Annotated in this window: 28 protein-coding genes and 1 pseudogene; 8 read left to right on the top strand and 21 right to left on the bottom strand. The window is 73.3% G+C overall.

The window, feature by feature from the left end:
* Positions 1 to 31: 31 nt before the first annotated feature.
* Positions 32 to 928, top strand: a complete 897-nt coding sequence (locus tag ACIRO3_RS19125) for an SDR family oxidoreductase (protein WP_404138026.1) — start codon at positions 32 to 34, stop codon at positions 926 to 928.
* A gap of 5 nt (positions 929 to 933) precedes the next feature.
* Here the strand turns inward: ACIRO3_RS19125 and ACIRO3_RS19120 are convergent, their stop codons facing one another.
* The 3 genes from ACIRO3_RS19120 to ACIRO3_RS19110 form a co-directional block, all read right to left on the bottom strand.
* Positions 934 to 1,767 carry an enoyl-CoA hydratase/isomerase family protein gene (locus ACIRO3_RS19120; protein ID WP_404138023.1) on the bottom strand — a complete coding sequence of 278 codons (834 nt, stop codon included), beginning with the start codon at positions 1,765 to 1,767 and terminating at the stop codon, positions 934 to 936.
* A 46-nt stretch (positions 1,768 to 1,813) separates the two neighbouring features.
* Positions 1,814 to 2,578, bottom strand: coding sequence for a PIG-L deacetylase family protein (locus ACIRO3_RS19115; RefSeq protein WP_404138020.1), 765 nt, complete (start codon positions 2,576 to 2,578; stop codon positions 1,814 to 1,816).
* A 247-nt stretch (positions 2,579 to 2,825) separates the two neighbouring features.
* On the bottom strand, positions 2,826 to 3,911 hold the full coding sequence (locus ACIRO3_RS19110) for an S-(hydroxymethyl)mycothiol dehydrogenase (RefSeq protein WP_365999861.1): 1,086 nt from the start codon (positions 3,909 to 3,911) through the stop codon (positions 2,826 to 2,828).
* 768 nt (positions 3,912 to 4,679) lie between these two features.
* Here ACIRO3_RS19110 and ACIRO3_RS19105 point away from each other — a divergent pair.
* Positions 4,680 to 5,339, top strand: a complete 660-nt coding sequence (locus ACIRO3_RS19105) for a LysM peptidoglycan-binding domain-containing protein (protein ID WP_361775694.1) — start codon at positions 4,680 to 4,682, stop codon at positions 5,337 to 5,339.
* Positions 5,340 to 5,478: 139 nt separating this feature from the next.
* On the opposite strand, the gene ACIRO3_RS19100 is transcribed toward ACIRO3_RS19105, so the two are convergent.
* The 6 genes from ACIRO3_RS19100 to ACIRO3_RS19075 all read right to left on the bottom strand — a co-directional run bounded on the left by ACIRO3_RS19100 (position 5,479) and on the right by ACIRO3_RS19075 (position 11,559).
* Positions 5,479 to 7,182, bottom strand: coding sequence for a serine/threonine-protein kinase (locus ACIRO3_RS19100; protein WP_404138015.1), 1,704 nt, complete (start codon positions 7,180 to 7,182; stop codon positions 5,479 to 5,481).
* Positions 7,183 to 7,209: 27 nt separating this feature from the next.
* Positions 7,210 to 8,868: a peptide-N4-asparagine amidase gene (locus ACIRO3_RS19095; RefSeq protein WP_404138012.1), complete on the bottom strand. Its 1,659-nt coding sequence runs from the start codon at positions 8,866 to 8,868 to the stop codon at positions 7,210 to 7,212.
* A gap of 201 nt (positions 8,869 to 9,069) precedes the next feature.
* Complete coding sequence (locus ACIRO3_RS19090) at positions 9,070 to 9,336, bottom strand: GlsB/YeaQ/YmgE family stress response membrane protein (RefSeq protein ID WP_366001610.1); 267 nt, start codon at positions 9,334 to 9,336, stop codon at positions 9,070 to 9,072.
* 92 nt (positions 9,337 to 9,428) lie between these two features.
* A complete protein-coding gene (locus ACIRO3_RS19085) occupies positions 9,429 to 9,755 on the bottom strand; it encodes a hypothetical protein (protein WP_404138009.1) in 327 nt (108 codons plus the stop codon).
* Positions 9,752 to 10,621: a hypothetical protein gene (locus ACIRO3_RS19080; protein WP_366001611.1), complete on the bottom strand. Its 870-nt coding sequence runs from the start codon at positions 10,619 to 10,621 to the stop codon at positions 9,752 to 9,754. The genes ACIRO3_RS19085 and ACIRO3_RS19080 overlap by 4 nt, the downstream gene beginning before the upstream one ends.
* Complete coding sequence (locus ACIRO3_RS19075) at positions 10,618 to 11,559, bottom strand: phosphatase PAP2 family protein (RefSeq protein WP_404138499.1); 942 nt, start codon at positions 11,557 to 11,559, stop codon at positions 10,618 to 10,620. Before ACIRO3_RS19075 ends, ACIRO3_RS19080 begins: the two co-directional genes overlap by 4 nt.
* A gap of 213 nt (positions 11,560 to 11,772) precedes the next feature.
* Between ACIRO3_RS19075 and ACIRO3_RS19070 the strand changes: the two genes are divergently transcribed.
* Positions 11,773 to 12,405 carry a TetR/AcrR family transcriptional regulator gene (locus ACIRO3_RS19070; protein ID WP_404138005.1) on the top strand — a complete coding sequence of 211 codons (633 nt, stop codon included), beginning with the start codon at positions 11,773 to 11,775 and terminating at the stop codon, positions 12,403 to 12,405.
* 150 nt (positions 12,406 to 12,555) lie between these two features.
* On the opposite strand, the gene ACIRO3_RS19065 is transcribed toward ACIRO3_RS19070, so the two are convergent.
* Both ACIRO3_RS19065 and ACIRO3_RS19060 read right to left on the bottom strand, forming a co-directional pair.
* Positions 12,556 to 13,098, bottom strand: coding sequence for a TerD family protein (locus tag ACIRO3_RS19065; RefSeq protein ID WP_361775676.1), 543 nt, complete (start codon positions 13,096 to 13,098; stop codon positions 12,556 to 12,558).
* 157 nt (positions 13,099 to 13,255) lie between these two features.
* The gene (locus ACIRO3_RS19060) at positions 13,256 to 14,326 is read right to left on the bottom strand and encodes a hypothetical protein (protein WP_404138001.1); all 1,071 of its coding nucleotides are present in this window, start codon (positions 14,324 to 14,326) and stop codon (positions 13,256 to 13,258) included.
* A gap of 273 nt (positions 14,327 to 14,599) precedes the next feature.
* Between ACIRO3_RS19060 and ACIRO3_RS19055 the strand changes: the two genes are divergently transcribed.
* Positions 14,600 to 15,412 (top strand): glutamate ABC transporter substrate-binding protein, encoded by an 813-nt coding sequence (locus ACIRO3_RS19055; RefSeq protein WP_361775671.1) that lies wholly within the window; start codon positions 14,600 to 14,602, stop codon positions 15,410 to 15,412.
* A 109-nt stretch (positions 15,413 to 15,521) separates the two neighbouring features.
* Here ACIRO3_RS19055 and ACIRO3_RS19050 read toward each other — a convergent pair whose 3' ends face one another.
* Complete coding sequence (locus tag ACIRO3_RS19050; protein WP_361775668.1) at positions 15,522 to 16,088, bottom strand: DJ-1/PfpI family protein; 567 nt, start codon at positions 16,086 to 16,088, stop codon at positions 15,522 to 15,524.
* Positions 16,089 to 16,293: 205 nt separating this feature from the next.
* Between ACIRO3_RS19050 and ACIRO3_RS19045 the strand changes: the two genes are divergently transcribed.
* Positions 16,294 to 17,169 (top strand): endonuclease I family protein, encoded by an 876-nt coding sequence (locus ACIRO3_RS19045; protein ID WP_404137996.1) that lies wholly within the window; start codon positions 16,294 to 16,296, stop codon positions 17,167 to 17,169.
* Between the two features lie 115 nt (positions 17,170 to 17,284).
* Positions 17,285 to 17,629: a DUF3040 domain-containing protein gene (locus ACIRO3_RS19040; RefSeq protein WP_361775662.1), complete on the top strand. Its 345-nt coding sequence runs from the start codon at positions 17,285 to 17,287 to the stop codon at positions 17,627 to 17,629.
* Positions 17,630 to 17,645: 16 nt separating this feature from the next.
* Here the strand turns inward: ACIRO3_RS19040 and ACIRO3_RS19035 are convergent, their stop codons facing one another.
* From ACIRO3_RS19035 to ACIRO3_RS19020, 4 genes are all read right to left on the bottom strand, one after another.
* Entirely contained in the window at positions 17,646 to 18,065 is a 420-nt protein-coding gene (locus ACIRO3_RS19035) for a GNAT family N-acetyltransferase (RefSeq protein ID WP_361775979.1), read from the bottom strand.
* A gap of 110 nt (positions 18,066 to 18,175) precedes the next feature.
* Positions 18,176 to 19,810 (bottom strand): glycoside hydrolase family 20 protein, encoded by a 1,635-nt coding sequence (locus ACIRO3_RS19030; RefSeq protein WP_404137993.1) that lies wholly within the window; start codon positions 19,808 to 19,810, stop codon positions 18,176 to 18,178.
* Between the two features lie 96 nt (positions 19,811 to 19,906).
* Positions 19,907 to 20,353, bottom strand: a complete 447-nt coding sequence (locus ACIRO3_RS19025) for a heme-binding protein (protein WP_404137991.1) — start codon at positions 20,351 to 20,353, stop codon at positions 19,907 to 19,909.
* A gap of 52 nt (positions 20,354 to 20,405) precedes the next feature.
* A complete protein-coding gene (locus tag ACIRO3_RS19020; protein WP_404137988.1) occupies positions 20,406 to 21,620 on the bottom strand; it encodes an MFS transporter in 1,215 nt (404 codons plus the stop codon).
* Between the two features lie 160 nt (positions 21,621 to 21,780).
* Here ACIRO3_RS19020 and ACIRO3_RS19015 point away from each other — a divergent pair, with 160 nt between their 5' ends.
* A complete protein-coding gene (locus ACIRO3_RS19015; RefSeq protein ID WP_404137985.1) occupies positions 21,781 to 22,242 on the top strand; it encodes a MarR family winged helix-turn-helix transcriptional regulator in 462 nt (153 codons plus the stop codon).
* A 107-nt stretch (positions 22,243 to 22,349) separates the two neighbouring features.
* On the opposite strand, the gene ACIRO3_RS19010 is transcribed toward ACIRO3_RS19015, so the two are convergent.
* The 4 genes from ACIRO3_RS19010 to ACIRO3_RS18995 all read right to left on the bottom strand — a co-directional run bounded on the left by ACIRO3_RS19010 (position 22,350) and on the right by ACIRO3_RS18995 (position 25,147).
* Positions 22,350 to 22,916 carry a hypothetical protein gene (locus ACIRO3_RS19010; protein WP_404137983.1) on the bottom strand — a complete coding sequence of 189 codons (567 nt, stop codon included), beginning with the start codon at positions 22,914 to 22,916 and terminating at the stop codon, positions 22,350 to 22,352.
* The gene (locus ACIRO3_RS19005) at positions 22,913 to 23,569 is read right to left on the bottom strand and encodes an RNA polymerase sigma factor (protein ID WP_404137980.1); all 657 of its coding nucleotides are present in this window, start codon (positions 23,567 to 23,569) and stop codon (positions 22,913 to 22,915) included. The genes ACIRO3_RS19010 and ACIRO3_RS19005 overlap by 4 nt, the downstream gene beginning before the upstream one ends.
* Positions 23,570 to 23,577: 8 nt before the next feature.
* Positions 23,578 to 24,075, bottom strand: a complete 498-nt coding sequence (locus ACIRO3_RS19000; RefSeq protein WP_404137977.1) for an LAETG motif-containing sortase-dependent surface protein — start codon at positions 24,073 to 24,075, stop codon at positions 23,578 to 23,580.
* 157 nt (positions 24,076 to 24,232) lie between these two features.
* Entirely contained in the window at positions 24,233 to 25,147 is a 915-nt protein-coding gene (locus ACIRO3_RS18995) for a nitroreductase/quinone reductase family protein (RefSeq protein WP_404137974.1), read from the bottom strand.
* A 497-nt stretch (positions 25,148 to 25,644) separates the two neighbouring features.
* Here ACIRO3_RS18995 and ACIRO3_RS18990 point away from each other — a divergent pair.
* Positions 25,645 to 26,271: pseudogene (locus ACIRO3_RS18990) on the top strand (AraC family ligand binding domain-containing protein); the annotation flags it as partial.
* Between the two features lie 118 nt (positions 26,272 to 26,389).
* Here the strand turns inward: ACIRO3_RS18990 and ACIRO3_RS18985 are convergent.
* Entirely contained in the window at positions 26,390 to 26,761 is a 372-nt protein-coding gene (locus tag ACIRO3_RS18985) for a YbjQ family protein (RefSeq protein ID WP_267826701.1), read from the bottom strand.
* Positions 26,762 to 26,769 lie beyond the last annotated feature (8 nt).

Raw genomic sequence — 26,769 nt, 5'->3', positions numbered from 1 at the left:
ATCTGCGCGTCCACACGCTATCGATGGGCGCATGGAGAACCCTCTGCGCGGTCTGCCCGCGCCGCCGCCGCTCGGCGCCGCCGCCCTGCCCCCCGGGACCTACGCGGGCCGGGTGGTCCTGGTGACGGGCGGCGGCACCGGGCTGGGCAAGGCCATCGCCGCCGAGTTCGCCCGGCTCGGCGCGGACGTGGTGATCGCCGGCCGGCACGCCGCGCGACTCGACGCGGCGTGCGCGGAGTTGGCGGCCGTCGCGGGCGCGGGCCGGGTGGCGGCCGCCGTCTGTGACATCCGGGACCCGGAGCGGGTCTCGGACGTCTTCGACGCGGCCGAGGCGGCCTTCGGCCCGCCGGACGTGCTGGTCAACAACGCGGCCGCCAACTTCCCCTGCCCGGCGGAGGACTTGTCGCCGAACGCGTGGCGCGCGGTGGTCGACATCACCCTGACCGGCACCTGGTTCATGACCCGCGAGTTCGGGCGCCGCCATCTCGCGGCGGGCACCCCCGGTTCGATCGTGAACATCGGCGCCTCGTACGCCTGGACCGGGGGCCCCGGCTTCGCCCACAGCGCCGCCGCCAAGGCGGGCGTGAAGAACCTCGTGGAGACGCTCGCCGTCGAGTGGGGCCCGTACGGCATCCAGATCAACGGCCTGGTCCCCGGGCTGTTCCCGCACGCGGACATGAGCGAGGACGTCCGGGGCGGCCTGGACCGGGGTGCCCCGGACGCCAAGGACGGCCGGCAACCCGCGCTGCGGGTCGGCGCGCCGCGCGAGCTGGGCTGGGCGGCGACCTTCCTGGCCTCGCCGTACGCCCGCTTCGTCACCGGGCACACGCTGGTGGTCGACGGTGCGAACTGGCAGCGACGCTCGCTGGTGAACCCGGAAGTGGTACCGGTCCGTGCCCAGTTGGGGCGCGGGCCGTTCGCTCCGTGAGCCGGTCAGCCTCCCGTGAAGTGCGGCGGGCGGCGGGCGGCTTTGGCGGCGTACCCCTCCCGGGCGTCCTGCGAGGTGAGGGTGAGCGCGGCCGTCATCGCGACGCCGTCGAGGGCGGCCGGGAGGGCGGCGTCCGCGTAGGCGTCGATCCCGCGTTTGATGCCCTGGACGGCGAGCGGCGCGTTGGCGGCGATCTCGGCCGCCAGCGCCCGGGCGACCGTGTCCACCTCATCCCGGGGGACGACCTGTTGGACCAGGTTGAGGCGTTCCGCCGTGCGGGCGTCGATGCGGCGCCCGGTCAGGGCCAGGTACTTCGCCCAGCCCGCGCCGGCCTCGCGGGCGATGCGCAGGTCCCCGCCGGCGTCCACCGCCACGCCCAGCCGGGCTTCCGGCAGGGCGAAGACGGCGTCCTCGGCCGCCACCCGCACGTCGGCCATCAGCGCGAGCTCGAAGCCGAAGCCGAGACAGTAGCCCTGGACGGCGGCCACGACGGGTTGCGGGAGGCGGGCGAGGACCGCGAAGCGCTCGTGCACCCAGCGGATGCCCTCGTGGTAGTTCCGGGTCCGCTCGGCGGGGGTGCGTCCGGTGATCGCGCCACCGGGGGCCGTGACGTCGATGCCGGCGCAGAAGGCGCGCCCCTCGGCCCGCAGCAGGACCACGCGCGCCGTGGGGTCGAAGCGGATCCGGTCGGCCAGCAGGCCCAGTTGGCGGGTGGATTCCCAGCTCCAGCCGTTGAGCTGGTCCGGCCGGCAGAGGGTGAGGAACGCGATCCCGTCCTCGACTTCGAGGCGGACCCGCTCCTCCCCCTCCGCGATCTCCGTGGTGATGGTGTCGATCACCCGACCCCCCTCGTCGCTGACGGATCGTCAGTTTAGGGGGGTGCGATCAACGCGGGAAGAGCTCGAACGTGATCGCCGGGCGGCCCCCGAAGCGTGCCGAGGCCTGCTGGGCGTTACCGGTGAGGAAGGTCCGCACGTACTCCTGCGGGTCCTGGTCGGTGAGTACCTCGATGTAGGCCTTGTGCTCCAGCAGGGACGCGATGGACCGCTCCAGACCGGCTGTGGCGTCCACGGCGTGCGTCGGCGTGGTGGAACCGGCCACCGCGACCCAGCGCACCCCGTTCCAGGGCGCCAGGCCCTGCTCGGAGATCAGCTCGGGGAAGATCCACCGGTTGCCCGCGTCGCCGGCCGCGTCCAGGACGGCGCGGCCCACGGCCTTGTGGTCGGGGGTGTTCCAGAAGCCGCCCCCGTCCGCGCCGCCCCATGTGTCCCGGTGGTTGAGGGTGACGATCAGCTCGGGCCGGTGCCTGCGGATGGCCGCCGCGATGTCCCGGCGCAGTTCGAGGCCGTACTCGACGGTCCCGTCGCGGTGGTCGAGGAACTCCACGGCGGACACCCCGACCACGGCCGCGCTCGCGCGCTGCTCCGCCTCGCGCAGGGGTGCGCACACCTCGGGTGCGAGGGTGTCGATGCCCGCCTCGCCGCGCGTGGCCAGCACGTAGACGACCTCCCGGCCGCCGTCTGTCCATTCCGCGATCGCGGCGGCGCAGCCGTACTCAAGGTCGTCGGGGTGGGCGACCACCGCGAGAGCGCGCTGCCAATCGGCGGGCATCGGCTGCAACGGGGCGGGCTGTGGCTGTTGTCCGGTCATACGTCGCACCCTAGAGGCCCCGTCGTCGAAGTGGGGCCGGTCAGGGCCGTGGCGTCGAGGTCTCGCCCGGGCGGTGCCCAGAGGACGGTCCCCCGAGTCTGCGCACCGCCCACCGGGGGGCGGGGCGGTACGGCAGGCGGGGCCCGTCCGCGCCCCGCCGCCCCGCCTTCCGAACCGCCGCGCCTCGATCACCGGGGTTGGTCGCCGGGATCGGGGCGCGGGAGGCGGATCGGGAGATTGAGCGGGATCAGAACTCGACCACCGACCGCAGCACCTCACCGCGCTCCATGCGGCCGAAGGCCTCCTCGACCCCGTCGAGCGCGATGGTCTCGGAGACGAAGGCGTCGAGGTCCAACCGGCCCTGGAGGTAGAGGTCGACGAGCAGCGGGAAGTCGCGTTCGGGCAGACAGTCCCCGTACCAGGAGGACTTGAGGGCGCCGCCGCGTCCGAACACGTCGATGAGCGGGAGTTCCAGCTTCATGTCCGGGGTGGGCACGCCGACCAGGACGACCGTCCCGGCCAGGTCGCGCGCGTAGAAGGCCTGTCGGTACGTCTCGGGGCGGCCGACGGCCTCGATGACCACGTCCGCTCCGTTGCCGTCGGTCAGTGCCTGGATGGCCTTGACCACGTCGTCGGTACGTCCGTTGACGGTGTGGGTGGCGCCCAGGCCCCGCGCCCACTCCAGCTTCCGGTCGTCCAGGTCCACGGCGATGATCTTCGACGCGCCGGCCAACCGGGCTCCCGCGACGGCCGCGTTGCCCACGCCGCCGCAGCCGATGACCGCGACGGAGTCCCCCCGTCCGACGTTGCCCGTGTTCAGGGCCGCCCCGAGGCCGGCCATCACGCCGCAGCCCAGCAGGCCGGCGGCGGCGGGCGAGGCGGCCGGGTCCACCTTCGTGCACTGGCCGGCTGCCACCAGCGTCTTCTCCGCGAACGCGCCGATGCCCAGGGCCGGGGAGAGCGGCGTGCCGTCCTCCAGGGTCATGGGCTGGGTGGCGTTGTGCGTGGCGAAGCAGTACCAGGGGCGGCCGCGCTTGCAGGCCCGACATGTTCCGCACACCGCGCGCCAGTTGAGGACGACGAAGTCGCCGGGCGCGACGGACGTCACGTCCGGTCCGACCGATTCGACGATCCCCGCCGCCTCGTGGCCGAGGAGGAAGGGGAACTCGTCGTTGATGCCGCCCTCGCGGTAGTGCAGGTCGGTGTGGCAGACCCCGCAGGCCTGGACCTTGACCAGGGCCTCACCGGGGCCCGGGTCGGGCACGAGGATCGTCGTCGTCTCCACCGGTGCGCCCTTGCTCCGGGCGATGACCCCTCGTACGCGATGTGTCACGTCGTACCCCACTCTGATCGGATCCGTCTGGATCATCGAACGTACACGGACGGCACGCGGCGCGGGAGCCGTGTCACCCTTCGGCGCGCGAACTGGCCGGTTCCGTGGACCGACCAGTTCCGGTGGGACGGCGGCCCGCAGCGCCGCGGCGAACGCGGGATGGCCAGCCGCGACCAGGGCGAGGACGGTGGGCTCGGTGGTCAGCCCGGGCTTCTCGGGGCGTGGGGACGAAGTCGTACTCGGGGACCAGCGCGACGTCCGGGTCGCCGGCGCGCGGCGCGGGCGCTGGGCCGCGCGCCTGCCCGGCTGTCGGCGGCGGTCTTCGCGGAGCCGAACCGGCCGTGGTCCCGCGCACGCGCCCCGGGTCGCGACCCCGACACCGGTCGACCGGAATGCGCGCCGGAAAGGAACCATGATGGGCGATTCGCAACCAACGGGCGGGTCGCCCGAATCAGGTAGACAGAGGGGCGACTTGCCCTGTTTTCCGCCTGCGGCCGCGCACCCGTGATGTGAGTCACGCGGGACCCTTCAACATCAATTCCACGCAAGAGCCGGATTCCCTTTCCCTGGAAAGGGAATCGACATTCTCCGCTTCCCATTCCCAAGGTCATTAACCGGGCCGAATGCGGGATGTCGATCACCCGACGCAATTCCAGGCTTGTTCGGCGCCCACAGGCTGTCTTACGGTCACCTCGTTCCCGGTGGCCCAGCGTTCATTCCCCTCACCGCCAGGGACGCTCCCCGCACCCCCACGTGAGGAATTCCGCCATGCCCGCAAAGGGAAAGCACCGCCGACCGAAGCAGCACTCGATCGTCCGCAAGCTGGCCGTCGCCGGCACGGGCGGCGCCGCCCTGGCCCTCCCGCTGATCGGCGCGGGCACCGCCGGCGCGGCCGAGAGCATCGCTCCCACCACGTATTCCGTGGTCGCGGGCGACACGCTGTCCACGATCGCGGCCAAGCACGCGCTGACCGGTGGATGGGCGCAGCTCTACGAGGCGAACCGCGGGGTCGTCGGCGCCGACCCGGCGGTCATCCGGCCCGGGCTCAAGCTGTCCCTCGGCGCGGCGGCGAAGACCGCGGCGGCGGCGAGACCGGCGACCGCGTACACGAACAACCTGGACGGCTGGATACGCGAGTCGCTGGACGTGATGGCCCAACACGGCATTCCCGGAAGCTACGAGGGAATTCACCGCAATGTGATGCGGGAGTCCTCGGGCAATCCGCTGGCGATCAACAACTGGGACTCCAACGCCGCCGCGGGCATTCCCTCCAAGGGTCTGCTCCAGGTCATCGACCCGACCTTCCGCGCGTACCACGTGCCGGGCACGTCCGAGGACTCCTACGACCCGGTCGCGAACATCACCGCCGCCTGCAACTACGCGGCCGCCCGCTACGGTTCGATCGACAACGTCAACGGGCCCTACTGAGCCGCTCTCCCGCGCCGGGGCCCGTTCCGGGCCGCGGCCGTCACAGCCGGCTCGCGGTCGTCGGGGCCGGCTCCGGGGACCATCCGCCTTACCACCGCGTCCGGTTGAGGTCGGCACGGACTCCCCGGCCGGCGGGTCGTCAGCTGCGGACCACCTTCTTGATCTTGCCGTCGACGCCCGCCAGGACGTATCCGCCTTGGCCGTACGGGTCGCTGATGTAGGGGCGGACGGCCGGGGTGTCGTCCGACCACACGTCGAGGATGAGGTACCGCTGACTGGGCACGGCGACGCCGAGGCGTTCCCTGGACTCGTCCAGGAGGCTCGGCAGCGCGTCCCACTTGACCGCGGACATGTCCATCGGCCGGGCGTTGGCGGCCATGGTCCCGCCCGGGGCGAGGCGCCGGGCGACGCCGTCGCGGTACTGCCAGTTGTCGTACGTCTTCGCGCCGGGCGCGGTGGGTACGTCGGCCAGCATGTACTCCGGGTAGACCACCAGCCTCACGAACGTGGTGGTGCCGGTGCCCTGCTTCAGGGCCTCCAGGCCGGCGCGGGCGCCGTCGGGGGTGAGCAGGTCGCCGCGGTTGGCGACGGCCGGGCGGGAGTCGGTCCGCCCGGCGGGGGTGGAGGCGGACGGTGTGCCGGTGGAGGGCGTCGCGCCGGCCGGGCTCGCGCCGGCCGAGGGGTCGGCGGAGCGGGAGGCCGCCGGGCCTCCCTTCGCGTCGTCGCGGGCGCCGTCGTCGCCATCGGCCAGCAGCCGTACGGCCAGGGTGGCGCCGCCCGCGAGGAGCACGGCGACCAGTGCGGCGAGCAGTACGGGCCGGCGGCGCGGGGTCCGGGCGGCCGGCACGGGGGCGGTCATCGCGTAGGGATTGCCGCCCGGCGGGCCGAAGGGCGCAGTGGGCGGGTTCACGGCCGTGGGAGGCGGCCCGTAGGGCCCGAATCCGGGCGACGGTACGGAGGCGGGGACGGGTGCCGGTGCGGGCGGTGTGCCCTGGAGAGCACTGCTCGCGTTCCGGAGCAGTTGCCCCAGTTGCTCGGCGTCGGGCCTCGCGGCGGGATCCCGTACCAACAGCCGTTCCAGTACGGGCCCCAGCGGCCCGGAACGCGTCGGCGCCGGAATCGAATCCTCCAGCGTGGCGACCATCGTGGCCATGGTCGTGGCGCGGCGCAGCGGGTGGACGCCTTCGGCGGCGACGTACAGCGTCATGCCGAGGGACCACAGGTCGGAGGCGGCCAACCCCTCGGAACCGCGCAGCCGTTCGGGTGCGATGTACTCGGGCGAGCCGATCAGCGCGCCCGTCGAGGTGAGCGCGGTCGATCCGTGCACAGCGGCGATGCCGAAGTCGGTGAGCACGGCCGAGCCCTCCGGCCGCAGCAGGACGTTGGCCGGTTTCACGTCACGGTGGAGCACCCCTTCGGCGTGCGCGGCCCGCAGCGCCGACAGCACGTCGAGTCCGATCCGCAGCACGTCGGCGACGGGCATCGGCCCCGACTCCAGCCGGTCGTGCAGCGAACCGCCCTTGACCAGTTCCATCACGATCCACGGATGCCCCTCGCCGCCCGGCGCGGGCTCCACGATGTGGTGGATCGTCACCACGTTCGGGTGCGTGAGCCGGGCGAGTGCCCGGGCCTCGCGCACCGCCCGTTCCCGCAACTGGACGACGAGCCCGGGCTGCGCGGCCGCGGTCGCCGGGTCCGGCGGGCGCACCTCTTTCAGTGCGACGTCGCGGTGCAACGCGATGTCGCGGGCGCGCCACACCGTGCCCATGCCTCCGGCGCCCAGGGGGCCGATCAGTTCGAAGCGGCCGTCGACCGGCTGTCTGCCGGCCTCACTCGTGTCCATGGGCGGTCATCGTAGGCGGCGCGGGCGTCAGCAGCCCCGCCGGTCCACCGTCAGCACGCCCTGCACGGTCGTGAGCGTACGGTCGTGGCACCCGCCGGGCGCCTGCGATCCGTACAGCCGGTGGCGCGCCGTGGTGGTGGCCACCGCGTGGCGCTCCTCGCGCGGGACGTTCGCCGTGTAGCTCGCGTCACCCGTGTACCGGTCGTCGAGCCGCGAACGGTCGATCTCGCGGCCGCCGCGCAGGACGACGGTGTCGGCGCGGTCGCCGAGCGAGAGGACGGTGCGCAGCCGGTCCCCGGCGCCCAGGGTGGTCCGGCCGTCCATCGTGTACGCGCGATCCGTGCGGGTGGTCGTCGCACCGTGGGTCACGCTCTCCCGGTCGGTCCACTCGGCGGTGAGCGCGTCGAGGCTCTCCCCCTCGGTCCAGCGGTGCGTGGAGGTGTGCCGGACCGTGCGGGTGACGGTGGTGGCGACCCGGCCGCGGGAGGTGTCGAGGTATCCCGCGACGGTCAGGCCGTGGCCGCCGTCGGTGTCCAGCCGGTGTTCGGCGCCGGGGGTCCAGCGGGAGGAGCCCGTCGGTGCGACCTCCTCGTGCCGGGTGAGGGCGCCGGTGACGACGGCCCGTCCCGCGTCCTGCCAGAGCAGGAGGTTGGTGGGGGTGCTCCAGCCGCTCTGCCCGGCCGGGACGCCGGCCACGGACACCTCGACGCGGTGCGGGCGGCCGTCGTTGAGGAGCGCCGCGTAGGGGGTCAGGTCGTAGCGGATGGGCTGCACGTCGAAGGCGCGGGGGCCGGGGATCACGTACCAGAGGAAGGGGTTGGACCAGCCGCCGGTCCAGACGGTCGGGAAGGGGGCGGCGAGGCCGGCGAGCTGTCCGTCGACGAGGACGCGGACCTCGCGGTGGGGGCCGTCGGTCGCCTTGCAGGAGTAGGGGGCGGCGTCCGGGACGGTCAGGTACCAGTACTCCTCGCAGCCGCCGCCCGAGCCGGTCGCGTACACCTCCGCCAGCAGACGCTCGGTGTTGCGGGGGGTGATGACGGTGGGGGTGGTGAGGGGGAGGACGCGGTCCGGGGTGTCGGCGGCGGGACGGGTGCGACCGTCGGAGGCGTAGAAGGTGAGGGTGACGTCGACGTCGATGACGCCGGTGTAGGTGTCGTTGACGACGTTGCCTATCAGCATCTCGACCGGCTGCGGCCGGCTGAGGGTGTCCCGGTAGTGGGTGACGTCCTTCTCCACGGACCAGGTGATGCCGTCGGGCGAGGGCTCGGGAGTGGAGGTGCGCAGGATCTCCACTCCGCCGACGGCGAGGTTGCCCAGGCGGTCGTACTGGCGGCCCTTGACCTTGCCGTCGAGGCGGAGCACCACCTTGGCCCAGTCGCCGCGGCCGCAGCCGCTCGGGGGCGCGTAGTCACCCCGGTAGGGGGTGAAGTCGACGAACCGGGCCCGCGCCAGGGTCACCCGGCAGGACCGGGTCGACGGCCGGGCGATGGGCGGGCCGGGTGTGAGCGGGTCGTGCCAGTCGGTCCCGAACTCGGCGGGCGGCTCGCCTCCGGCGGGTACGGCCGCGGAGGCGGGTACCGTCGTGGGGCCGGGCGGGGCCGCGGCCGCTGTTGTTCCGGCGCCGGCCAGGGTGGCCGCGGCGAGCGCGAACGCGCCGAGCAGGCCCGTGATCCTGTGTCGTCTCATGGGCCCGAAGTGAAGCCCGGCCCGGCCGGGCGCCGCCAGGGCCGCCGGTCCGACGGTGGCCGGTTCTCGCCCCTGCCGAGCCGGAGACGAAGACCGCCCCGGGCGGGTGAAGACCGCCCCGGCCGGGTGGGGTCGGGCCTCGTAGGGGCCGGCGGGAGGAGGACCACGCCGTCGTCGGCGTAGGCGGCGTGCGGGCGGGGGTCAGCGGCGGGAGTGCCCGAAGAGGATCCGGTAGGCGACGAGCAGGACGAACGAGCCCGCGATGGCGGAGCCCCAGGTGGCCGCGTCGAAGAACTCGGTCTGGATCGGCCGGTCCAGGAACCTCGCGGAGAGCCAGCCGCCGGTGAAGGCGCCCGCGATGCCGATGAGGGTGGTGATGATGAGGCCGCCGGGGTCCCGTCCGGGCAGCAGCAGTTTGGCGATGCCTCCGGCGAGCAGCCCCAGGATGATCCAGCCGACGATGCCCATGGTCGTTCACTCCGCTCCGGTCGCGCGATATCGCGTTCGTACGCGTTCTCACGAGGGAGGACGCGCCGCCGGCCGAAACGGTTCTCCGCGGGTCAGCCGCGCCGTACCCGGGCCGCGTACGCGAGGGTGACGACGGCCGCGGCGGCGCCCAGCGTCATGAGGCCGCCGCGGGAGCGGTAGGAGAGGACGGAGAAGGTCGAGCACGCGGAGAGCGCCGAGCCGGTGCTGAGCCAGGATCCCGACGAACCCAGCGACAGGGCCGAGCCGATCGACACGGCCGAGAGCGCCGAGCCGATCGAGGCGACCGACAGCACACTGCCGACGGAGCCGATGGAGAGCACCGAGTCCACCGAACCGATGGACAGCACCGAGTCCTTGGACCACAGGGAGAGGAACGACCGCTCGATCATGGCGGTCATGCTGCCACATGGTGGGTCGGCAGGGCGGTGGGCACGGAAGCCTGTTCACCCGGCGTCGTCCTGGTGAGCAACAGCACCCCGCGGCCGGCCGCGAAGGCGCCGGCCACGGCGAGGACGATGCCCGTGGCCCCGCCCTGGAGCCGCTCGCCGAGCAGGACCATGCCGATCGCGGCGGCCGCGAGCGGGTTGGCGAGGTTGACCACGGCCAGCGGCGCACCGAGCCCGCCCCGGTAGGCCCGCTGTGACAGCAGCATCCCGCCGACGGCGAACACCACGACGAGCAGGGCCACCGCGATCACCCGGACGCTGAGCAGTGATCCCCCGCGACCGCCCGCGACGGTGACGGTCTGGGTCAGGGCCGAGGCCGCGGCGGAGGCCAGTCCGGACGCCGTCGCGTGCCGCAGCCCCGAGCGCACGTCGCCGCGGACCGTCAGCAGCATGATCACGGCGGCGGTGGCGCCCGACACGGCCAAGGCCTCGGCCAGGGTGAGGGTGTCGTCGGGGGCGGGGCCGGAGGCCGGGAGCAGCAGCAGGCCGAGTCCCGCGACGGTGGCGAGGGTGCCCCGCCACTCGGTGGCCGCCACCCGCCGGCCGGCGCCGCGCGCCCCCAGCGGCACGGCGGCGACGAGGGTGAGGGCGCCGAGCGGCTGGACGAGGGTCAGCGGCCCGTACCGCAGCGCGGCGGCGTGCAGCAGGGCGGCGGCGGCGTTGAGTCCGGCCGACCACCACCAGGCACCGTTGCCGAGGAGCGCGCCGGCGCTGCGGGCGACGGCCGCGCGGGCGAGGCGTTCCTGGGCGACGGCGGCGGCCGCGTAGGTCACGGCGGAGGCCAGGCAGAGCGCGACGGCGAGGGCGGTGGCGTTCATCGCCCGGCCCTGGCGGTCGCGGGGACGTGCACGGCCGGGTCCCCGTACGCGTCGGCGCGGACGGGTACGTCCGGGCCGGAGCCGGCCGGTGCTGCCGCCGCGGGGTGCGGGACGGGGTGCGGGACGGGGTGCGGGACCGACCGGCCCGTCGACGCCGGTTCCTGCGCCGGTTCCTGCGCCGGTGCCTGCGTCGGTGTCGCGCGTGGCCCGGCCACCGGTCGGGGGACGACCAGCAGCGCGGCTCCCAGCAGCACGGTGGCGACGATGGCGTCGAGCCAGTAGTGATTGGCCGTCCCGACGACCACGAGCAGGGTCACCAGGGGGTGCAGCAGCCACAGGACCCGCCACCGCGACCGGGTGGCGGCGATCATCCCGAGGGCCAGCATCAACGCCCAGCCGAAGTGCAGCGAGGGCATGGCGGCGAACTGGTTGGCCATGGTGTCGGCGGCGGGCGCGGCCCGGTAGACGGTGGGCCCGTACACCTGCCCGGTGTCCACGAGGTGCGCGGCGTCGAGCATCCGCGGCGGCGCCAGCGGGAAGCCCAGGTGGATCGCGAGGGCGGCCCCGGTGAGCACGGCGAGCACCCGGCGGGTCCACAGGTAGTGGCCGGGGCGGCGGAGGTAGAGCCAGATCAGGAAGAGCACGGTCGCCGGGAAGTGCACGGCGGCGTAGTAGGTGTTCGCGACGTGTATCAGGGCGTCGCCGTGCAGGAGCAGCCGCTGTATCGCGCCCTCGCCGGGCAGGTGCAGGACGCGTTCGGCGTCCCAGATCCACGTGGCGTTGCGGAAGGCCTCTTCGGTGCGGCCCGTCGAGAGCGTACGGCCCGCCTTGTAGACGGCGAAGAGGCCCGCGACGAGCAGCAGCTCGCGTACGAGTCGCCGTCGTGCGGCCTTCGAACCTGCCGGTGGTGGGTCCGCGGGTGTGGTGTGGGAGGTCATCCCCCGGTCTCGCTTCCTGTCCTCGGCGCACGGCTGGTTCGGGGCTCGTCCGGTCAGGGCCTCGCCGTACATCGACACGCCAGTGTATCGATACATTGGCGTATCGATACGCCGGTGTACCGATACGCTTGCGTAGCCGTACACTCGAACCACGCCGGACGGCACAGCGGGCCGCCTGGGCCCGCAGCACGCCGCCGAGGAGGGCCGCATCCCATGACGTCGACCCCGCCGACCACCGCGCGCCGGTCCAAGATCAGCCCGGAGCGGGTGCAGGAGTTCTACGACGCCGTCCTGGATCAGCTGCGCGAGCACGGGTACGAGGCGCTGACCATGGAGGGCGTCGCCGCACGCGCCTGCTGCGGCAAGTCCACGCTCTACCGGCAGTGGAAGACCAAGCCGCGGCTGGTCGCCGCCGCCCTGCGCGCGAACCGGCAGGGCACTTTGGCGGCCGTGGACACCGGCACCCTCGCGGGCGACCTGCGCGAGGCGGCCCGGCTCGCGGCCGGCACCTCCGGCCGGGACACCAGGCTCTCCCAGGCACTCGGCCACGCCGTGCTCGGTGACGAGGAACTCCAGGCCGCCCTGCGCGAGGCGTTGGTGGAGCCCGAGCTCGCGGCGTTCGACGCCATGGTGGAGCGGGCGGTGGCGCGGGGCGAGGTCGCCGCGCACCATCCGGCGGTCGAGTTCCTGCCGGCGCAGCTGATGGGCGTCCTGCGGATCCGGCCGGTGCTGGAGGGGCGGTACGCCGACGCGGACTATCTGGTGCGGTTCGTCGACGCGGCCCTGCTGCCCGCGCTCGGCCTCACCCCCGCCGACGCGGCGACCGCACCCGGCACCACCCCCTGAGACAGGTGGGCCGCCGTTCCCGATGACCGGACGGCGACCCGCCCGCGCTGCCACGTGGGGACGGCGGCAGCGCGCCGGCCGGACCGGGCGGCGCCCACTCGCACGACGAGTGGGCGCCGCCCGATCTGAGCGGCCGACTCACGTCAGGTCTCAGGACCGGGCGGCGCCCATGAGTCGGGTGAACTCCTGTGGTTCGGTGTCGAATCCGACCGGCTCCGCGTCCAGCGACCAGCCGCCCGAGGCGTCCCGGACGAACTCCGCGACCGTGGCCGCGGTGGCCCGGGCGACACTCTCGAAGTCGGTCTCGGCGAGGTCGGTGTAGCCCTCGCGGATCCGCAGTCCGGTACCGGCCACGGAGGCGAAGGTCTTCGTGCGGGCGCCCTCGGGGCCGGGGTCCTGGATCACCACCCCCACCACCACCCGGACCAACTCGGTCGACATCCGGTCCAGTTCGATGGTCATCACCTCGTCGAAGCCGAAGCCCTGCCCGGTGTCGCTGTCCCGGTCGAGGGTGACGGTGCCGTCGGGCGCGCGACTGCCGAAGTGCACGAGGTAGACGGGATCGCCGTGCGGGGCCGCCGCCGCGTACACCGCGGCCAGTATGTCGAGGTCGTGCGCGGGCGTGCCGGCCGGGCTGGGGTCCCACCGCAACCCGATCTGCACCTTGGCCAGGCTCTTGCGAATTCCGCTCATCGAACTCCCCCTCCGCGCACCGGTATGGCCCGGCCATGCTGTCACGCGTCCGCGATCACCGCGTCGACGACCGCACGTTCCAGGCCAGTCGGGCCTCGCGGCGGTTTGCCCGGGCGGCCGGGGCGGGCGGCCCGCCCCGGCCGCCCGCACGGGTCCGCTACCAGTCCCCGTCCTGTACGGGCTTGCCCGGGCGGGGTGCGTTGCCCAGCGGATGGGTCTGGGACGGGGTCGGGGGGACCCACGGGGTGTGGTCGTCGCCGATCCAGTCGCCGACCGGCTTGACCGCGCCGAGGGTGTCGGTCGCGGGCAGGTCGGTACCGCTCTCGTCGTAGTAGTCGAACCACGGCAGCCCGGCCCTGGTGTAGGCGGCCCGGTCGACCGGCGAGGGCGGGGCGGGCTCGCCCGTGATGCGCCGCCACTCGGGCGGGGTCACCAGGTGGACGAAGACGCGCGCGGCCGGCTCCTCGGCCCAGTCCGACAGGGGCCGCGTGTCCTCGTACACCTCCTGACGCATGGAACCGCCCACCCCGAGGCCCATCGCGGGAGCCGACCGCGCCGGGGCGGCGGCGCGGGCGGCCATGGGCGCGCCCCCCGGGGCCGCCGGTGCGCCGGGCGCGCCCCCGTACCCTCCGAACGCGGCCGGCATCGGGGCCGACGGCGGCATCGGCGGCGGGGTCAGCCGGGCCCGCTCCTCCTCGCGCCAACGCCGCAGCGGTTCGGGGCCGAGCGGGAACGCCTGGAGCTGCACGCCTCCCGTGGTCTCCTCGCCGGTGACCTGTCCCTCCACCGTGGCCCCGAGGCCGAGCGGAACGGCGACGAACTGACGCACCGTCCCCTTGCCCGAGTTGATCCCGTCCAGCCACGGTTGACGCGGGAGCACCACGTAGTTCTGCGGGCGTCGGGCGATCCGCCCCGTCCACCGCTCGCCCGAGACGGCGCAGACCTTGCCCACGCCGACCTGGAGCGCCGCGGGCTCCCGCGTCCCCGCGAAGCTCAGCCACATCGCCTCGCGCAGGTGGACCGGCAGCATCACCCCGCCCTTGGCGAGCCACTCGGCCGGCACCGTGTCCGGGTGGTCCTCGACCCGTCGCAACGGGAACTCCCCCAGGCCCGGTGGGAGCGCGTGCGTACCCGACTCCGGGAGGCGCAGCGTGCGGATGAACCTGACCTGCGCGCCGTCGCCGAGCTGCAGCGCGTTCCCGTTGATCCGTACCGAACCGTTCGCCACGCCGATCCCCCTTGTCCGGCTACGCCCCGGATCGACCGGTAAATCTTCGGCCGAACCGGATTGTTACCCTCAAGTTTTCCTCAGATGTAGTGACGGTGTGCCCGTCACCTTCCTAGCTTCCTCCTACACGTGCGCGACGACCCTGCGGTTCCGCGCGTGCCCGGACCCTCACCGGATCCGCTCCCCGCGCCACCCCGTACCGACCCGGTACTCCGCACGACACCGTTCGCCCCCGTTCCCGCGTGATCCGCGTTCCCGAGGAAAGAGTGCAGCATGAAGGTTCCCAAGGCCGGTGCGGTCGCCGCAGTGATCGCCCTCGCCGTCACCGCCTCCGGGTGTGGCGGTGACGACCCCAAGGAGCCCATCGGCATCGGGATCAAGTTCGACCAGCCCGGGATCGGGATGCGCGAGCCCGACGGAACCTTCACCGGTTTCGACGTCGACGTCGCCACGTACATCGCGAAGGAACTCGGCTACAAGCCGAGCGAGATCGAGTTCAAGCAGGTCTTCAGCTCCGACCGGGAACTGCTGATCCAGTACAACGAGGTCCAGTTCGTCGCCGCGAGCTACTCGATCAGCGACAAGCGCAAGGAGAAGGTCGACTTCGCCGGCCCGTACTTCATCGCGCACCAGGACCTGATGGTCCGGGCCGACGACAACAGCATCACCAAGGCCGAGGACCTCAACTCCAAGAAGCTCTGCTCGGTCACCGGCTCGACCTCCGCCGAGAACATCAAGAAGAACCTCGCCCCGAAGGCGAGCCTGCTGGAGCTCGGCAGCTACTCGGAGTGCGTCGTGGCCCTTCAGGCACGCGAGGCCGACGCGATGACCACCGACAACTCCATCCTGGCCGGCTACGCGGCCCGGAAGGAGTACACGGGCAAGTTCAAGCTGATCGGGTTGAACCTCAGCAACGAGAACTACGGCATCGGCATCAAGAAGGGCAACGCGGACCTCCAGCGCAAGATCAACAGCGCGCTGACGAAGATGGTCTCGGACGGCTCCTGGGACGCGGCCGTGAAGAAGAACTTCGGCCCGGCGAACTACAAGAACGAGCCCGCTCCGCGGGTCACCTCGGGCAACTGACGAGCGTCGGCTCCGGGGCGGGACCCCGGAGCCGGCGGCGTCGATCACACGCGGCCGTTCACCGCCGGCCCCTCCCCCGCGGCCCGCTGGGGGTCGGCGCTCCCGCGCGTCAGAGCACCGGGGCCTTGCCGCGCAGCACGGTCAGGAACTCCCTCATCCAGGCCGAGTGGTCCGGCCAGGCGCGGGCCGACACCAGGGTCCCGTCCACCACCGCCTCGGAGTCCTCGAACCGCGCGCCCGCGGCCTTCATGTCGAGCTCCAGGGCCGGGTAGGCGGTGACCCGACGGCCCTCCAGCGTCCCGGCCGCCGCGGTGATCAGCGGGCCGTGGCAGATCTGCGCGATCGGCTTGTCGGCCTCGGCGAAGGCGGCCAGGATCCGTCGCACCTCGGGGTCGTTGCGCAGGTACTCGGGCGCCCTCCCGCCCGGGACGACGACGGCCTCGTAGTCCTCCGTCACCACGTCGGCGAAGGCGATGTCGGCGGGCCAGGTGTAGCCGGGCTTCTCGGTGTAGGTGTCGAACCCGTCCTCGAAGTCGTGCACCACGAACCGGAGTTTCTTGACCGTCGGGGCGGCGATGTGGACCTCGTACCCTTCCTCGCGCAGGCGCTGGTAGGGATAGAGGACCTCCAGCGACTCCGCCGCGTCGCCGGTGACGATGAGGATCTTCGTTGGCATGGGCTGCTCCCGGTAGGGGATTTCGCACGATTCGGGCCCTCGCTACCGTGCCCTTGCCCCGCTGCCGACAAACACAGGATCCGCACGCCGGACACATGCTTTTTACCTGTTGGGCGCATGACAATGTCAGCCTCGCTCTGCCACCTGACACCCCGCCAACCGCCTTGGCGGGGACGGTGCGTGATGGAGAGGCATCCCCCACGTCATGAGATTCTCCCGTTTCGCCCCCTGTGCGGCCGGCCTCGCGGCCGCCTCGCTGGTCCTCATACCCGCCACCGCCTCGGCGGGCTCGCAGCGGACGGCGGCGGCTCCCCACGCCGCCGCGGCCGCCCCGGCCGGCGCCGCCGCGGACCACACCCAATCCACCCAGTACACCCAGTACGCCGACTACGCCGACTACGCCGACTACTACAGCGCGGCCCAGGGCAAGACCGGCGCCGCGCTGAAGTCCGCGCTCCACGGCATCATCAAGACCCAGACCAAGGTGTCGTACGACGGGGTGTGGAACGCCCTGAAGGTCACCGACCAGGACCCCGCCAACCCGAACAACGTCATCCTGGTGTACTCGGGCCGCTCGCAGTCCAAGACCTCCAACGGGGGCGGGGCCAACGACTGGAACCGCGAGCACGTCTGGGCCAAGAGCCACGGCGACTTCGGCACCGCGACCGGTCCCGGCACGGACCTGCACCACCTGCGCCCCGAGGACGTGACGGTCAACAGCACCCGGGGCAACAAGGACTTCGACAAGGGCGGCAGCCCGGTCTCCGAGGCCTCCGGCAGCTTCACCGACTCCGACTCCTTCGAGCCGCGCGACGCGGTCAAGGGCGATGTGGCCCGGATGCTGCTCTACATGGCCGTGCGCTACGACGGCGAGGACGGCTTCGCGAACCTCGAACTCAACGACAAGGTCAACAACGGCTCCGCCCCGGCGATGGGCAGGATCAGCGTGCTCAAGCAGTGGAGTCTGCAGGACCCGCCGGACGCCTTCGAGCAGCGCCGCAACCAAGTCATCTTCGACACGTACCAGCACAACCGGAACCCGTTCATCGACCACCCGGAGTGGGTCGCCTCCATCTGGTGACCGAGCCCGGGCAACCATGACGTCCTCCGGGGGTTGACGCGCGTCAGGCCGGGTATTCGCAGGCCACAGGCTGCGTTCCGCGCCCGACGGCGGCAGCCGACGGAGGTACGTCGTCATGGGTGGAGCCGGACTTTCCGATCACGAACAGCGCGCACTCTCGGAGATCGAGGCGCAACTCAAGGGTGACCGCTCGCTGAACCGCCGACTGCGTTCCGCGAGCCGGCGGCAACGGATCGTGGCGGCCTGCGGCCTGGGCGCGCTGACCGTGGCGCTCCTCGTCGCGGCCGCCATCACCGTGGCGCAGCCGCTGATCTGGTCGTTCGCGGCCTCCTGGATACTCACCGTGTGCATGTCGCTGCCGCTGATCGGCCAATGGGCCCGACGGCGGTGGCAACTGCGCGACCGTACGCCCCGCCGGGAGCCCCAGGACCCGCAGAGCCGTTCGGGGCCGGTTCACTGACCGGTCGGGGGCGGTTTCACTGGTTGCCGGACGCCATCCACTTCTCCGGGTGGTCCAGGGGCGCGAAGCCGACCTTCGCGTAGACCGCGTGCGCGTCGGCCGTGGCCAGCAGCACGCGCCGCAGGCCGTACGGCTCCAGGTGGTCCCTGACCGCTGCGGCCAGGGCCGTGCCCAGGCCCCTGCCCCGGGCGTCCGGGGCGATGTAGACGTCGCACAGCCAGCCGAAGGTGGCTCGGTCGGTGACCACGCGGGCATAGCCGAGCTGGGCGTTCGAGGCGGTGTCGTACAGACCGAAGTTGAGCGAGCCCGCGATGGCCGCGTCCTGCTTCTCGCGGCTGCGCCCCAGGGCCCAGTAGGAGTCCTCGGACAGCCAGCGGTGGATCAGCGCGGCGTCGAGTCGGGCCGGGTCGGTGGATATCTCGAAGCCGTTCGCCATCGCGTGGTCCTTGGTCCGCGGCTTGTCGTTGAGGTCGCTCAGGTCACTCACGTCGTTCAGGTCGCTCATGGTCCGATCCAATCAACGTGGACCGGTGTTGGCCAACGGTTTCAGCGCAGCCCGTCGGCGAGCGAGCGGAAGGCGGCCCAGTCGAGGCTCGGGGTCCTGGAGTCCCAGAGCTTCTGCGACACGGCCGCCAGCGGGAGCCGGATGCCCTCGGCCACCTGCGCCTGGGTCTGGGAGCCGGCGAGGTCGGCCCACACGGCGAGCCGGCCGCCGAGGATCTGGTCGTCGTACGAGGCGGGGACCGGTGTCGTGCCGCGCAGGACCAGCGGGGTCCACTGCTCGTAGATCCGCCGGCCGGTGGGATAGACGAAGTCGTTCGGCTCGCCCAGGACGTAGTACAGGTACTCGTCGTTGAGGTTGACGACCTTGCGGCCCTCGCGGAGGTGGTCCAGCGGGGGCCGGGCGCCGAGCTCTTTGCCCGTCCAGTACTCGACCTGGAGGTCCTTGGCGGCCGGGACCACTCCCCCGGCGAAGAAGCCGTCGTTCCAGGCCTTGAGCGTCTTCCCCGAGGGGCGTACGACGGCGGCCCGGTCGTTGAGCCAGCCCGCGGCCAGGTCCTGCACCCGCGCGGACGGCCCGTACCGCTGCCGGGCGGCGGCCGCGAGCTGCGGGAAGGAGGCCTGCGGGTCCTTGACCACGAGGGCCTGGTACTCGTCGGCGCCCAGGTGCCAGGCGCCGCCGGGGAAGAGGGGGATGTACTCGCGCAGGAGCTCGTCCACGAGCTTCGCCGACGCCGGATTCGATATGTCCACGGCGCCTTTGACCGGGCGACCGCGCACGTCGCGCAGTTGGAGGTCCGGGTGGGCGCGCAGCACCGCGCCCAGGTGTCCGGGCGAGTCGATCTCGGGGACGACGGTGATGTGCAGGCGGGCGGCGAGCGCGGTGATCCGGCGTACGTCCGCCTTCGTGAGGTGCGGGGTGGAGACGATCTCCGGGTGGGAGGTGGACTCGATCCGGAAGGCCTGGTCGTCGGAGAAGTGCAGACCGAGCTGGTTGAGCTTGAGGTCGCCCATCTCGCGCAGCCGGTCCTCGATCCAGTCGGGGGTGAAGTTCTTGCGCGCGATGTCGAGGTTGAGTCCGCGCTGCGGCTTGGCGGGGGCGTCGCGCACCGTGCCCTCGGGAGCCTTGCCGGCCGTGCGTATCTCCTGTTTGAGCGTCCGGGTGCCGTAGAAGACACCGGCCTCGTCGGGTCCCGTGATGCGGACCCGGCCATCTCCGACGGTGAGGGTGTACGACTCGGGCGTTCCGGAGTTCTTCGCGCCCAGCGCGAGTTCCACGTCGCCGGGGCGCGCGTCCTCGGTCTGCGCGAAACCCATCTTCAGCTCGCCCGCGAGCAGCCGGCCCTCGTCGGACAGGGCCGCCGCGTCGGCGGGCGGTACGACGACCCGGGCGGCCGGCGCGGGCTTCCAGCCGGGGCCGCGGGCCGGCGCGTGCTCCCGTACGGCGGGGACCGTGCGGGGCGCCGTGGACAGCGGGTACGTCGGCGTGGGGGTCTGCTCGGGGGCGGGCGGCGCGGACGGGGGCGGGGCGACCGGGGTCGTGCCGGTGACCGCGGGGGTCTCGGCGCCGCGGGCACTGCCCGAGCCGGCCGAGCAGCCGGGCAGGACCAGGGCGACCACGGCGGCGACCGTTGCCGTCGCGATGGCCTGACCTCTCGTGTGCTTCGTCGATTGCCGCATCAGTGGATTGCCGCGTCGTGCGCTTGCCGGGTCATGCGCTCGTGTCCCCCGTACCCAACCTGGCACGGGGGACGCGGGCTCGCGACCCGGGAGGGGTCAGACCAGCGCGGCGAGGGTCTCCAGCGCGGCGGTGGCGAAGCCGTGGTCCTGCTCGGGGGCGCCGCCGCCGACGCCGATGGCGCCGATGAGCCGGCCGTCGCGGTGGACCGGCAGGCCTCCCGCGATGAACAGCAGCGGCCGGTCCAACGCGGTCGGCAGGGTGTGGAAGGGGGCGCCGGGCTGGACGGCCCCGACGAGGTCGGCGGTCGGGGCGTTCAGTTGGAGGGCGGTGTACGCCTTGCGGGTGCTGGTCTCGCCGGAGATCAGGACGGCCCGGTCGTCGCGGCGGAAGGCCAGCAGGTGGCCGCCCGCGTCGAGGACGGTGACGCTGACGGTGACCCCGGCCTCCTCGGCCGCGGCGCGGGCGGCGCCGAGCAGCAGTTCGGCGTCCTCGGTGGTCAGGGGGGCGACGGCGGTGCGGGTGGCGGTGGTGGTGCCGGACATGAGGGTGCTCCTGGGGTATCGAAATCAGGTCTGTCGGGGGGAGGGGGCGCGGTCAGTGATGTGCGGGAACGGGCGCCTCGGGGGTCGCGGCGGCGACGACGCGGCTGCCGGCCGCGCGGGTGGTCGTACGCCGCTCCAGCGCGCCGGAGACGAGGGCGAGGACGAGTGCGGAGCCGGCCAGGGCGGCGCCCACCCAGTTCGGGGCGGTCCAGCCGAGTCCGGCGGCGAGAACGAGGCCGCCGAGCCAGGCGGCGAGGGCGTTGCCGAGGTTGAAGGCGCCGATGTTGACGGCGGAGGCCAGGGTGGGGGCGCCTGCGGCCTGGTCGAGGACCCGCTTTTGCAGCGGGGGCACGGTGGCGAAGCCGAGGGCGCCGATCAAGGCGATGGTGACGGCGGCTGCGAACCTGTTGTGCGCGGTGACGGTGAACACGGCCAGGACCACGGCCAGCGCGCCCAGGGACACGTACAGCATCGGCATGAGGGCCCGGTCGGCGAACTTTCCGCCGATGAGGTTGCCCGCGACCATGCCGAGGCCGAAGAGGACGAGCAGCCAGGTCACGGAGGTGTCGGCGAATCCGGCGACGTTGGTCATCATCGGGGTGATGTAGGTGATGGCGGCGAAGACCCCGCCGAAGCCGAGCACGGTCATCGCCATCGCCAGGAGCACCTGGACGTTGCGGAAGGCGGCCAGCTCGTGGCGGATCCGGACGCCCTCGGGGCGGGGCAGTTCGGGGACCAGTTTGGCGATGCCGAGCAGGCCGAGCACGCCGAGGCCGGCGACGATCAGGAAGGTGACGCGCCAGCCGAGGGTCTGGCCGACGAGGGTGCCGAGCGGTACGCCGATCACGTTGGCGACGGTGAGGCCGGTGAACATCATGGCGATCGCGCCGGCCTTCTTCTCCGGGGCGACGAGGCCGGCGGCGACCACGGAGCCGATGCCGAAGAAGGCGCCGTGGGCGAGGGAGGCGACGACGCGGCCGGTGAGCATGACGCCGAAGCTCGGGGCGAGGGCGGAGACGACGTTGCCGACGACGAACAGGCCCATGAGCCACATCAGCATGCGCTTGCGGGGGATGCGGGTGCCGAGGATGGTCATCAGCGGGGCGCCGAGGACGACACCGAGCGCGTAGCCGGTGACCAGGAAGCCCGCGGTGGGGATCGAGACGCCGTAGTCGCCGGCGACCTCGGGGAGCAGGCCCATGATCACGAATTCGGTGGTGCCGATCCCGAAGGCGCCGATGGCCAGTGCCAGGAGTGCGAGAGGCATGAGGGGGTGCCCTTCAGGGGGGGGTTGCCTGTACTGCCGCTTCACTTGCTGTCGCGGCTTACGTGCGTCTACATTAATTGCAGACGCGGGATATTTGCAAGCGCGGGCTATTGCGGCTGTGGCCTATCCTGGACGCACACGCTTCGAAGGAGGAGCCCGCATGACCGCCACGGACAGCGCACTCACCGCCCTCTCCCAGGGCTGGTGCGCCCTCTCCCTCCTCCACGGCCGGATCGAGGCCCACATCGAGCGGGCCCTCCAGGCGGGTCACGAACTGAGCGTGCGGGAGTACTCGCTGCTGGACGTGCTCAGTCGCCAGCACAGCGGCCCGGGCGGACACCTGCGGATGCACCAGGTCGCCGACTCGGTGGTGCTCAGCCAGAGCGCGACGACCCGGCTGGTCAGTCGGCTGGAGGACCGCGGGCTGCTCAACCGCTACATCTGCGACACCGACCGCCGGGGCATCTACACCGATGTGAGCGAGGCCGGCCTGAGCCTGCTGACCGCGGCCCGACCGACGAACGACATCGCCCTGCGCGAGGCCCTCGACGAGGCCGCGCGCAACCCCGAACTCGCCCCGCTGGTCGCGGCGGTGGAGAACATCCGCACGGTCTCCGCGTGACGCCGGGCAACTGAACGACGAGACCCGGGAGAGACGGCATGGGCCGTCTCTCCCGGGTCTCGTCGTTCAAGGCCGCGGTTCCGGGCGCCGCGGCGCCGGCGAGGTCCTCAAGCGGCCGGCCGGCCAACCCCGTCGGGGCCGGCCGAGCGTGAGGGGGCGGACGTGGGAGGGGCGGACGGGGACGGGGTGTGCGGGGGCGCCGAGGCCGACCGGGACGGGGGCACCGCGGAGCCTGTCGGGCCGCTCGGTGTCGCCCTGGGAGCTCCCGACCGGGTCGCCCCGGGGGACGGGGGCCGCGAGACCGAGGGCTGCTCGGTGCGTCCCGTCGGCCCGGGCGTCCGGGGCGGGGCCTGGCTGGGCGACGGCTGCGACCGGGACGGCGACGGGGACGGGGACGGGGTGAACTCGGGCGGCGCCGCCGGCGGGACCGGGCGGGGCGGAGCCGCGTCCGGGGCGAGCAGGGCGTAGGCGGTCACCGCGGCGGCAGCGGCCACCAGGCCGGCGCCGGACCAGGACAGCCGGCGCAGCCACACCGCGGTCGGCGCGAGCCGTCGCAGGTGGGGGCCCGGGGGTTCGGCGGGGCGGAGGGCGACGACGGTCACCTCGTCGGCCCGCGCGGCCAGGGCCTGCCGCAGCCGCCGCTCGACCCGGCGTTCGTCGGCGTCGTGCGTCATACCCGTCCCTCCAGAATCCGTTCCAGCGCGTCCAGGGCGCGGCTCGCGTTCGATTTCACTGCGCCCCGGCTGATCCCGAGGGTGGTGGCGATCTCCGCCTCGCTGAGGTCCGCCCAGTAGCGCAGGACCAGGACCTGCCGTCGGCGCGGGGTCAGCCGTCCGAGTGCGGCCAGTACCTCGCGGTGCGCCTCGTCGAGGACCACGGCGGTCTCGGCGGACGGCATGTCGGCGGTCACGGGAGGGATCCAGGCGCGGGCGGTGCGCCGGCGGCGCAGCACGGAGCGGGAGGTGTTCACGACGGCGGTGCGCAGGTAACCGAGGGCGTTGTCCACCTCCTTGATCTCCTCCCCGTGCCGCCGGTAGAGAGCGGTGAACGCGTCCTGCACCACGTCCTCGGCGGTGGCCAGGTCGTCGACGAGGAGCACCGCGAGACGGACCATGCGCAGCCGGTGCGCGTGGTACAGCTCGCTGACGGTGGGCGGGGGCGGGGCGTCGCCGTACCCGGTGGTCTCCCTGGCGTCGGGGTACGCGTACCCGCGCTCGGCCGCCGCGGGGACGGGCCGGTCGCGGCGGAGCAACAACGCCCACAGGCCCCGCCACGCCCGGCCGAAGCCGGGCGTGAGGGGGCCGACGGTTGGTGCGAGGTGGTGCACGAGGGTCCTTAGTTGGCGGCGCGGCGCCGCACGGCGTACAGGGCGCCGCCCCCGGCGGCCATGAGGCCGACGGCCCCGGCGCCCAGGGCCATGGTGGTCGAAGAGGAGCCAGTATGCGCGAGTTCGGCCCCGGCGGGCGAGGTCGAGGGCCTCGGGGCGGCCGGGGCGGCGCTCGGCGTCGCGGTGGGCGCGGTCCCGCCCGGGCTGGTCGGGCGGGAGCTCGGCTCGGCGCTCGACGGAGCGGAGGGCATGACCGAGGGCGACGTGGCACCCGGGACGGCCGGCGTCGCGCTCGGGGGCGTGCTGGGCCGGGCGGTGGGTCGGGCGCCGGCCCCGGCGGTGGGCGACGCGGACGGTACCGCGCTGACGGAGGGCGCCGGGGCGGCGGTCGACCCGCCCTGCGCGGCGAAGGCCGGGCCGCCCAGGGCGACGGCAACCCCGGCGGCGACCGCGGTGACGGTCGCCGCCCGGCGGGCGGACAGGGTGACGCGCTTGAGGTTCTTCACGGTGGTACTCCACGGTCGTGCGGTCGGGACGAGGACGTGGAACCACGCCCTTCACCCCCGCACGACGCGCGACCGTCCCGGAGGTTGCCGCCGTTTCCGAAAAACTTTTCCGCGTGTCCCCGAGGTGTTCTCCGACCGCCGGTGCCGGGGCCCGCCGTCAGGCTCCCCCGGGCGGTCCCGGAGGCCACGGAACGTCGGCCAGGAGCGGCAGCAACACCCCCTCCTCGTGGTCGAGGTGCGCGTTCAGCGCGTCCGACATCCGCCGCAGCTCGCCGCGGAACCGCTCCGGTTCGGCGACGGCGAGTCCGCCCAACAGGGCGGCCAACGAGCCCTGGAGACGTGCGACCGTACGGTGCTCCTCGCGGAGCCGGTCGAACACGTCGGACAGGTCGGGGTGGTGGGCGGCCATCCCCGGGAACAGGTGCGCGTCCTCGGTGGTGTGGTGGAACTCCAGGGACTGGCAGAAAGCCAGGCACCGCTGTCGGATCTGGAGCCCGAGCGACGGGGGCGGCGGACCCCCGGGGCCCGGGTGCGCGGCCCGTGCGGCGAAATGGGCCTCGACCTCGGCGCCGACGTGCCGGAGTTGGGCCCGCAGCCAGGTGTGCGTCTCCAGCAGTTTGTCCGCCAGGGTCGCGATCTCGCGGGGTGCCTCCCAGCCGTCGGGGTCGGCCCGCCGCAGTTCCACGACCGGCAGGATCCGGGTGGTGCGGGCCTGGTAGTCGGCGTATCCGGGGGACACGTCCGCCAGGTGCGCGAACAGCTCGGTGCGCCGGGGCTCTTCGGCGGGGACGGCGAGGGCCTCGAAGCTCTCGGTCCCGAGCTCCACGCGGACCACGGGACGGGCGAGCAGGTTGTGGTACCAGTCGGGGTGGCGCGGACCGCCCAGGTCGGAGGCGACGAGCAGCAGGGCGTCCTCGTGGCGGACGTATCCGAGCGGGGTGGTCCGCTCGGTCCCGGTCCGGGCGCCGGTGGTGGTCAACAGCAGCAGGTCCGCCCCTTCGAAGGGGCCGCCTACCTTGCCCTGGTGGGCGCGGAACTCCTCGATGACGGATCGGTTGAACGGTGTGGGCATGCGGATGTGTGTCTCCGGAACGTGGTGGAGGCGCGGCGGCGGCGCGGGAGGAACGTGTCCGGTGCGCGGCGCGTGCGGCGTGAGGGGGGGGTGGCGGGAGGCCACGTGGAGCGGATCGCGAGACGTGACGCGGGAAGCGACGACCGCCTCGGGCTGCTCGGCGTCAGTCGCGGAGCGCGGAGTGCGAACTCATGGAGTGTCCCCTGAGTGAAGGGTGTTCGCCCGACTGCCGGCCGGCCCACTGCTCTTGGCCGGCGTCACGCGACACCGGTCCCCATTACACGCACGCGGCGCGGGTCTGTCAACGCCGGAGATCGTCGCCGGAGATCGCCGCCGGGGACCGGGGAGACGGGGCGCCCGGGCCGGCCGAGCACGGGCCGGCCGCTCCGTGAGGGGCGTACGGGCTTGAGGCGTCCGGCCCGGTGGATCACAATCCGCAGATGTCGACGACCCCGTACGGCGATGCCCCGCACCACGGTCCCCCGTACGGCAGTTGGATGCGTTACCTCTCGCCGACCGCCAATCACCGCCGGCTGGGCCTCGTCTGCCTCGGCGTGGGGGTGCAGGAGGGGGCGCTGCCCGTCGTGGGCCCGCGGGTGCTGGACCACCACGTGGCGGTGGTGGTCAGTCGCGGCCGGGGCTGGTTCGGCCATGGGGGCCGGCCGCCGCAGCCGGTGACCGCGCCGGCCCTGCTGTGGTTGATTCCGGGGGTCGAGCACCACTACGGCCCCGATCCGGGGGACGGCGGCTGGGACGAGTGCTTCGTGGACTTCGCCGGTCGCGGCGTGCAGGTGTACACGGACCTGGGCTACGTCACCCCCGACCGGCCGATCGTGCCGCTGAGCGGCACGGCCGGGGTGCGGCACGTGGTCGACGGGATCGCCCGGGCGGCCCGGCAGGGCGGCCCGTTGCTGGAGGTGGAGGCCGCCGCCGGGGTGCACGCCCTGCTGGTGGCCCTGCGCCACGCCCGGGCCGAGGTGTCGCGGCACGGGGACGCGGTGATGGACACGCCGGCCCGGGACGCCCTGTTGCCGATCTCGGTGGCGCAGCACGCGGCGCGGCTCGGGATCACGCTGCCGGAGCTGCGCGGGGCGGTGCGGCGAGGCACCGGCGCTTCCTCGCGGAAGACCGCACGGCTCCGGAGCCCTGCGGTCCGCTCACTGTCCTGACAGCTTGCGGACCCGGGCGGGACAGGCCATGGACAAAGCGGAGCCCCGTCCTGGACTTACGTGCGCCGCCGGTTCAGCCGGCGGGCACCAGGACGACGGCCGTGCCGTACGCGCACACCTCGGTGCCGACGTCGGCGGCCTCCGTCACGTCGAACCTCATCATCAGGACGGCGTTGCCGCCTCGCGCCTTCGCCTGTTCGATGAGCCGCTCCATGGCCTGGTTGCGGGTCTCCACCAGCGTCTTGGTCAGCCCCTTCAGCTCGCCCCCGATCATGGACTTCAGGCCCGCGCCGATCTGACTGCCCAGGTGACGGGAGCGCACGGTGAGGCCGAAGACCTCGCCGATGACCCGCTCCACCCGGTAGCCGGGCACGTCGTTGGTCGTCACCACCATGACACCGGTCTGTTCCGCGCCGGGGCCGCCACCGTAGTCTTCGATTCCCATGCGTCCCA

This window comes from Streptomyces sp. NPDC102278 (genome assembly GCF_044766345.1).
GTDB lineage: Bacteria > Actinomycetota > Actinomycetes > Streptomycetales > Streptomycetaceae > Streptomyces.
Note: the sequence above shows the minus strand (reverse complement) of the source record. Positions and strands in the feature narration are given on the sequence as shown.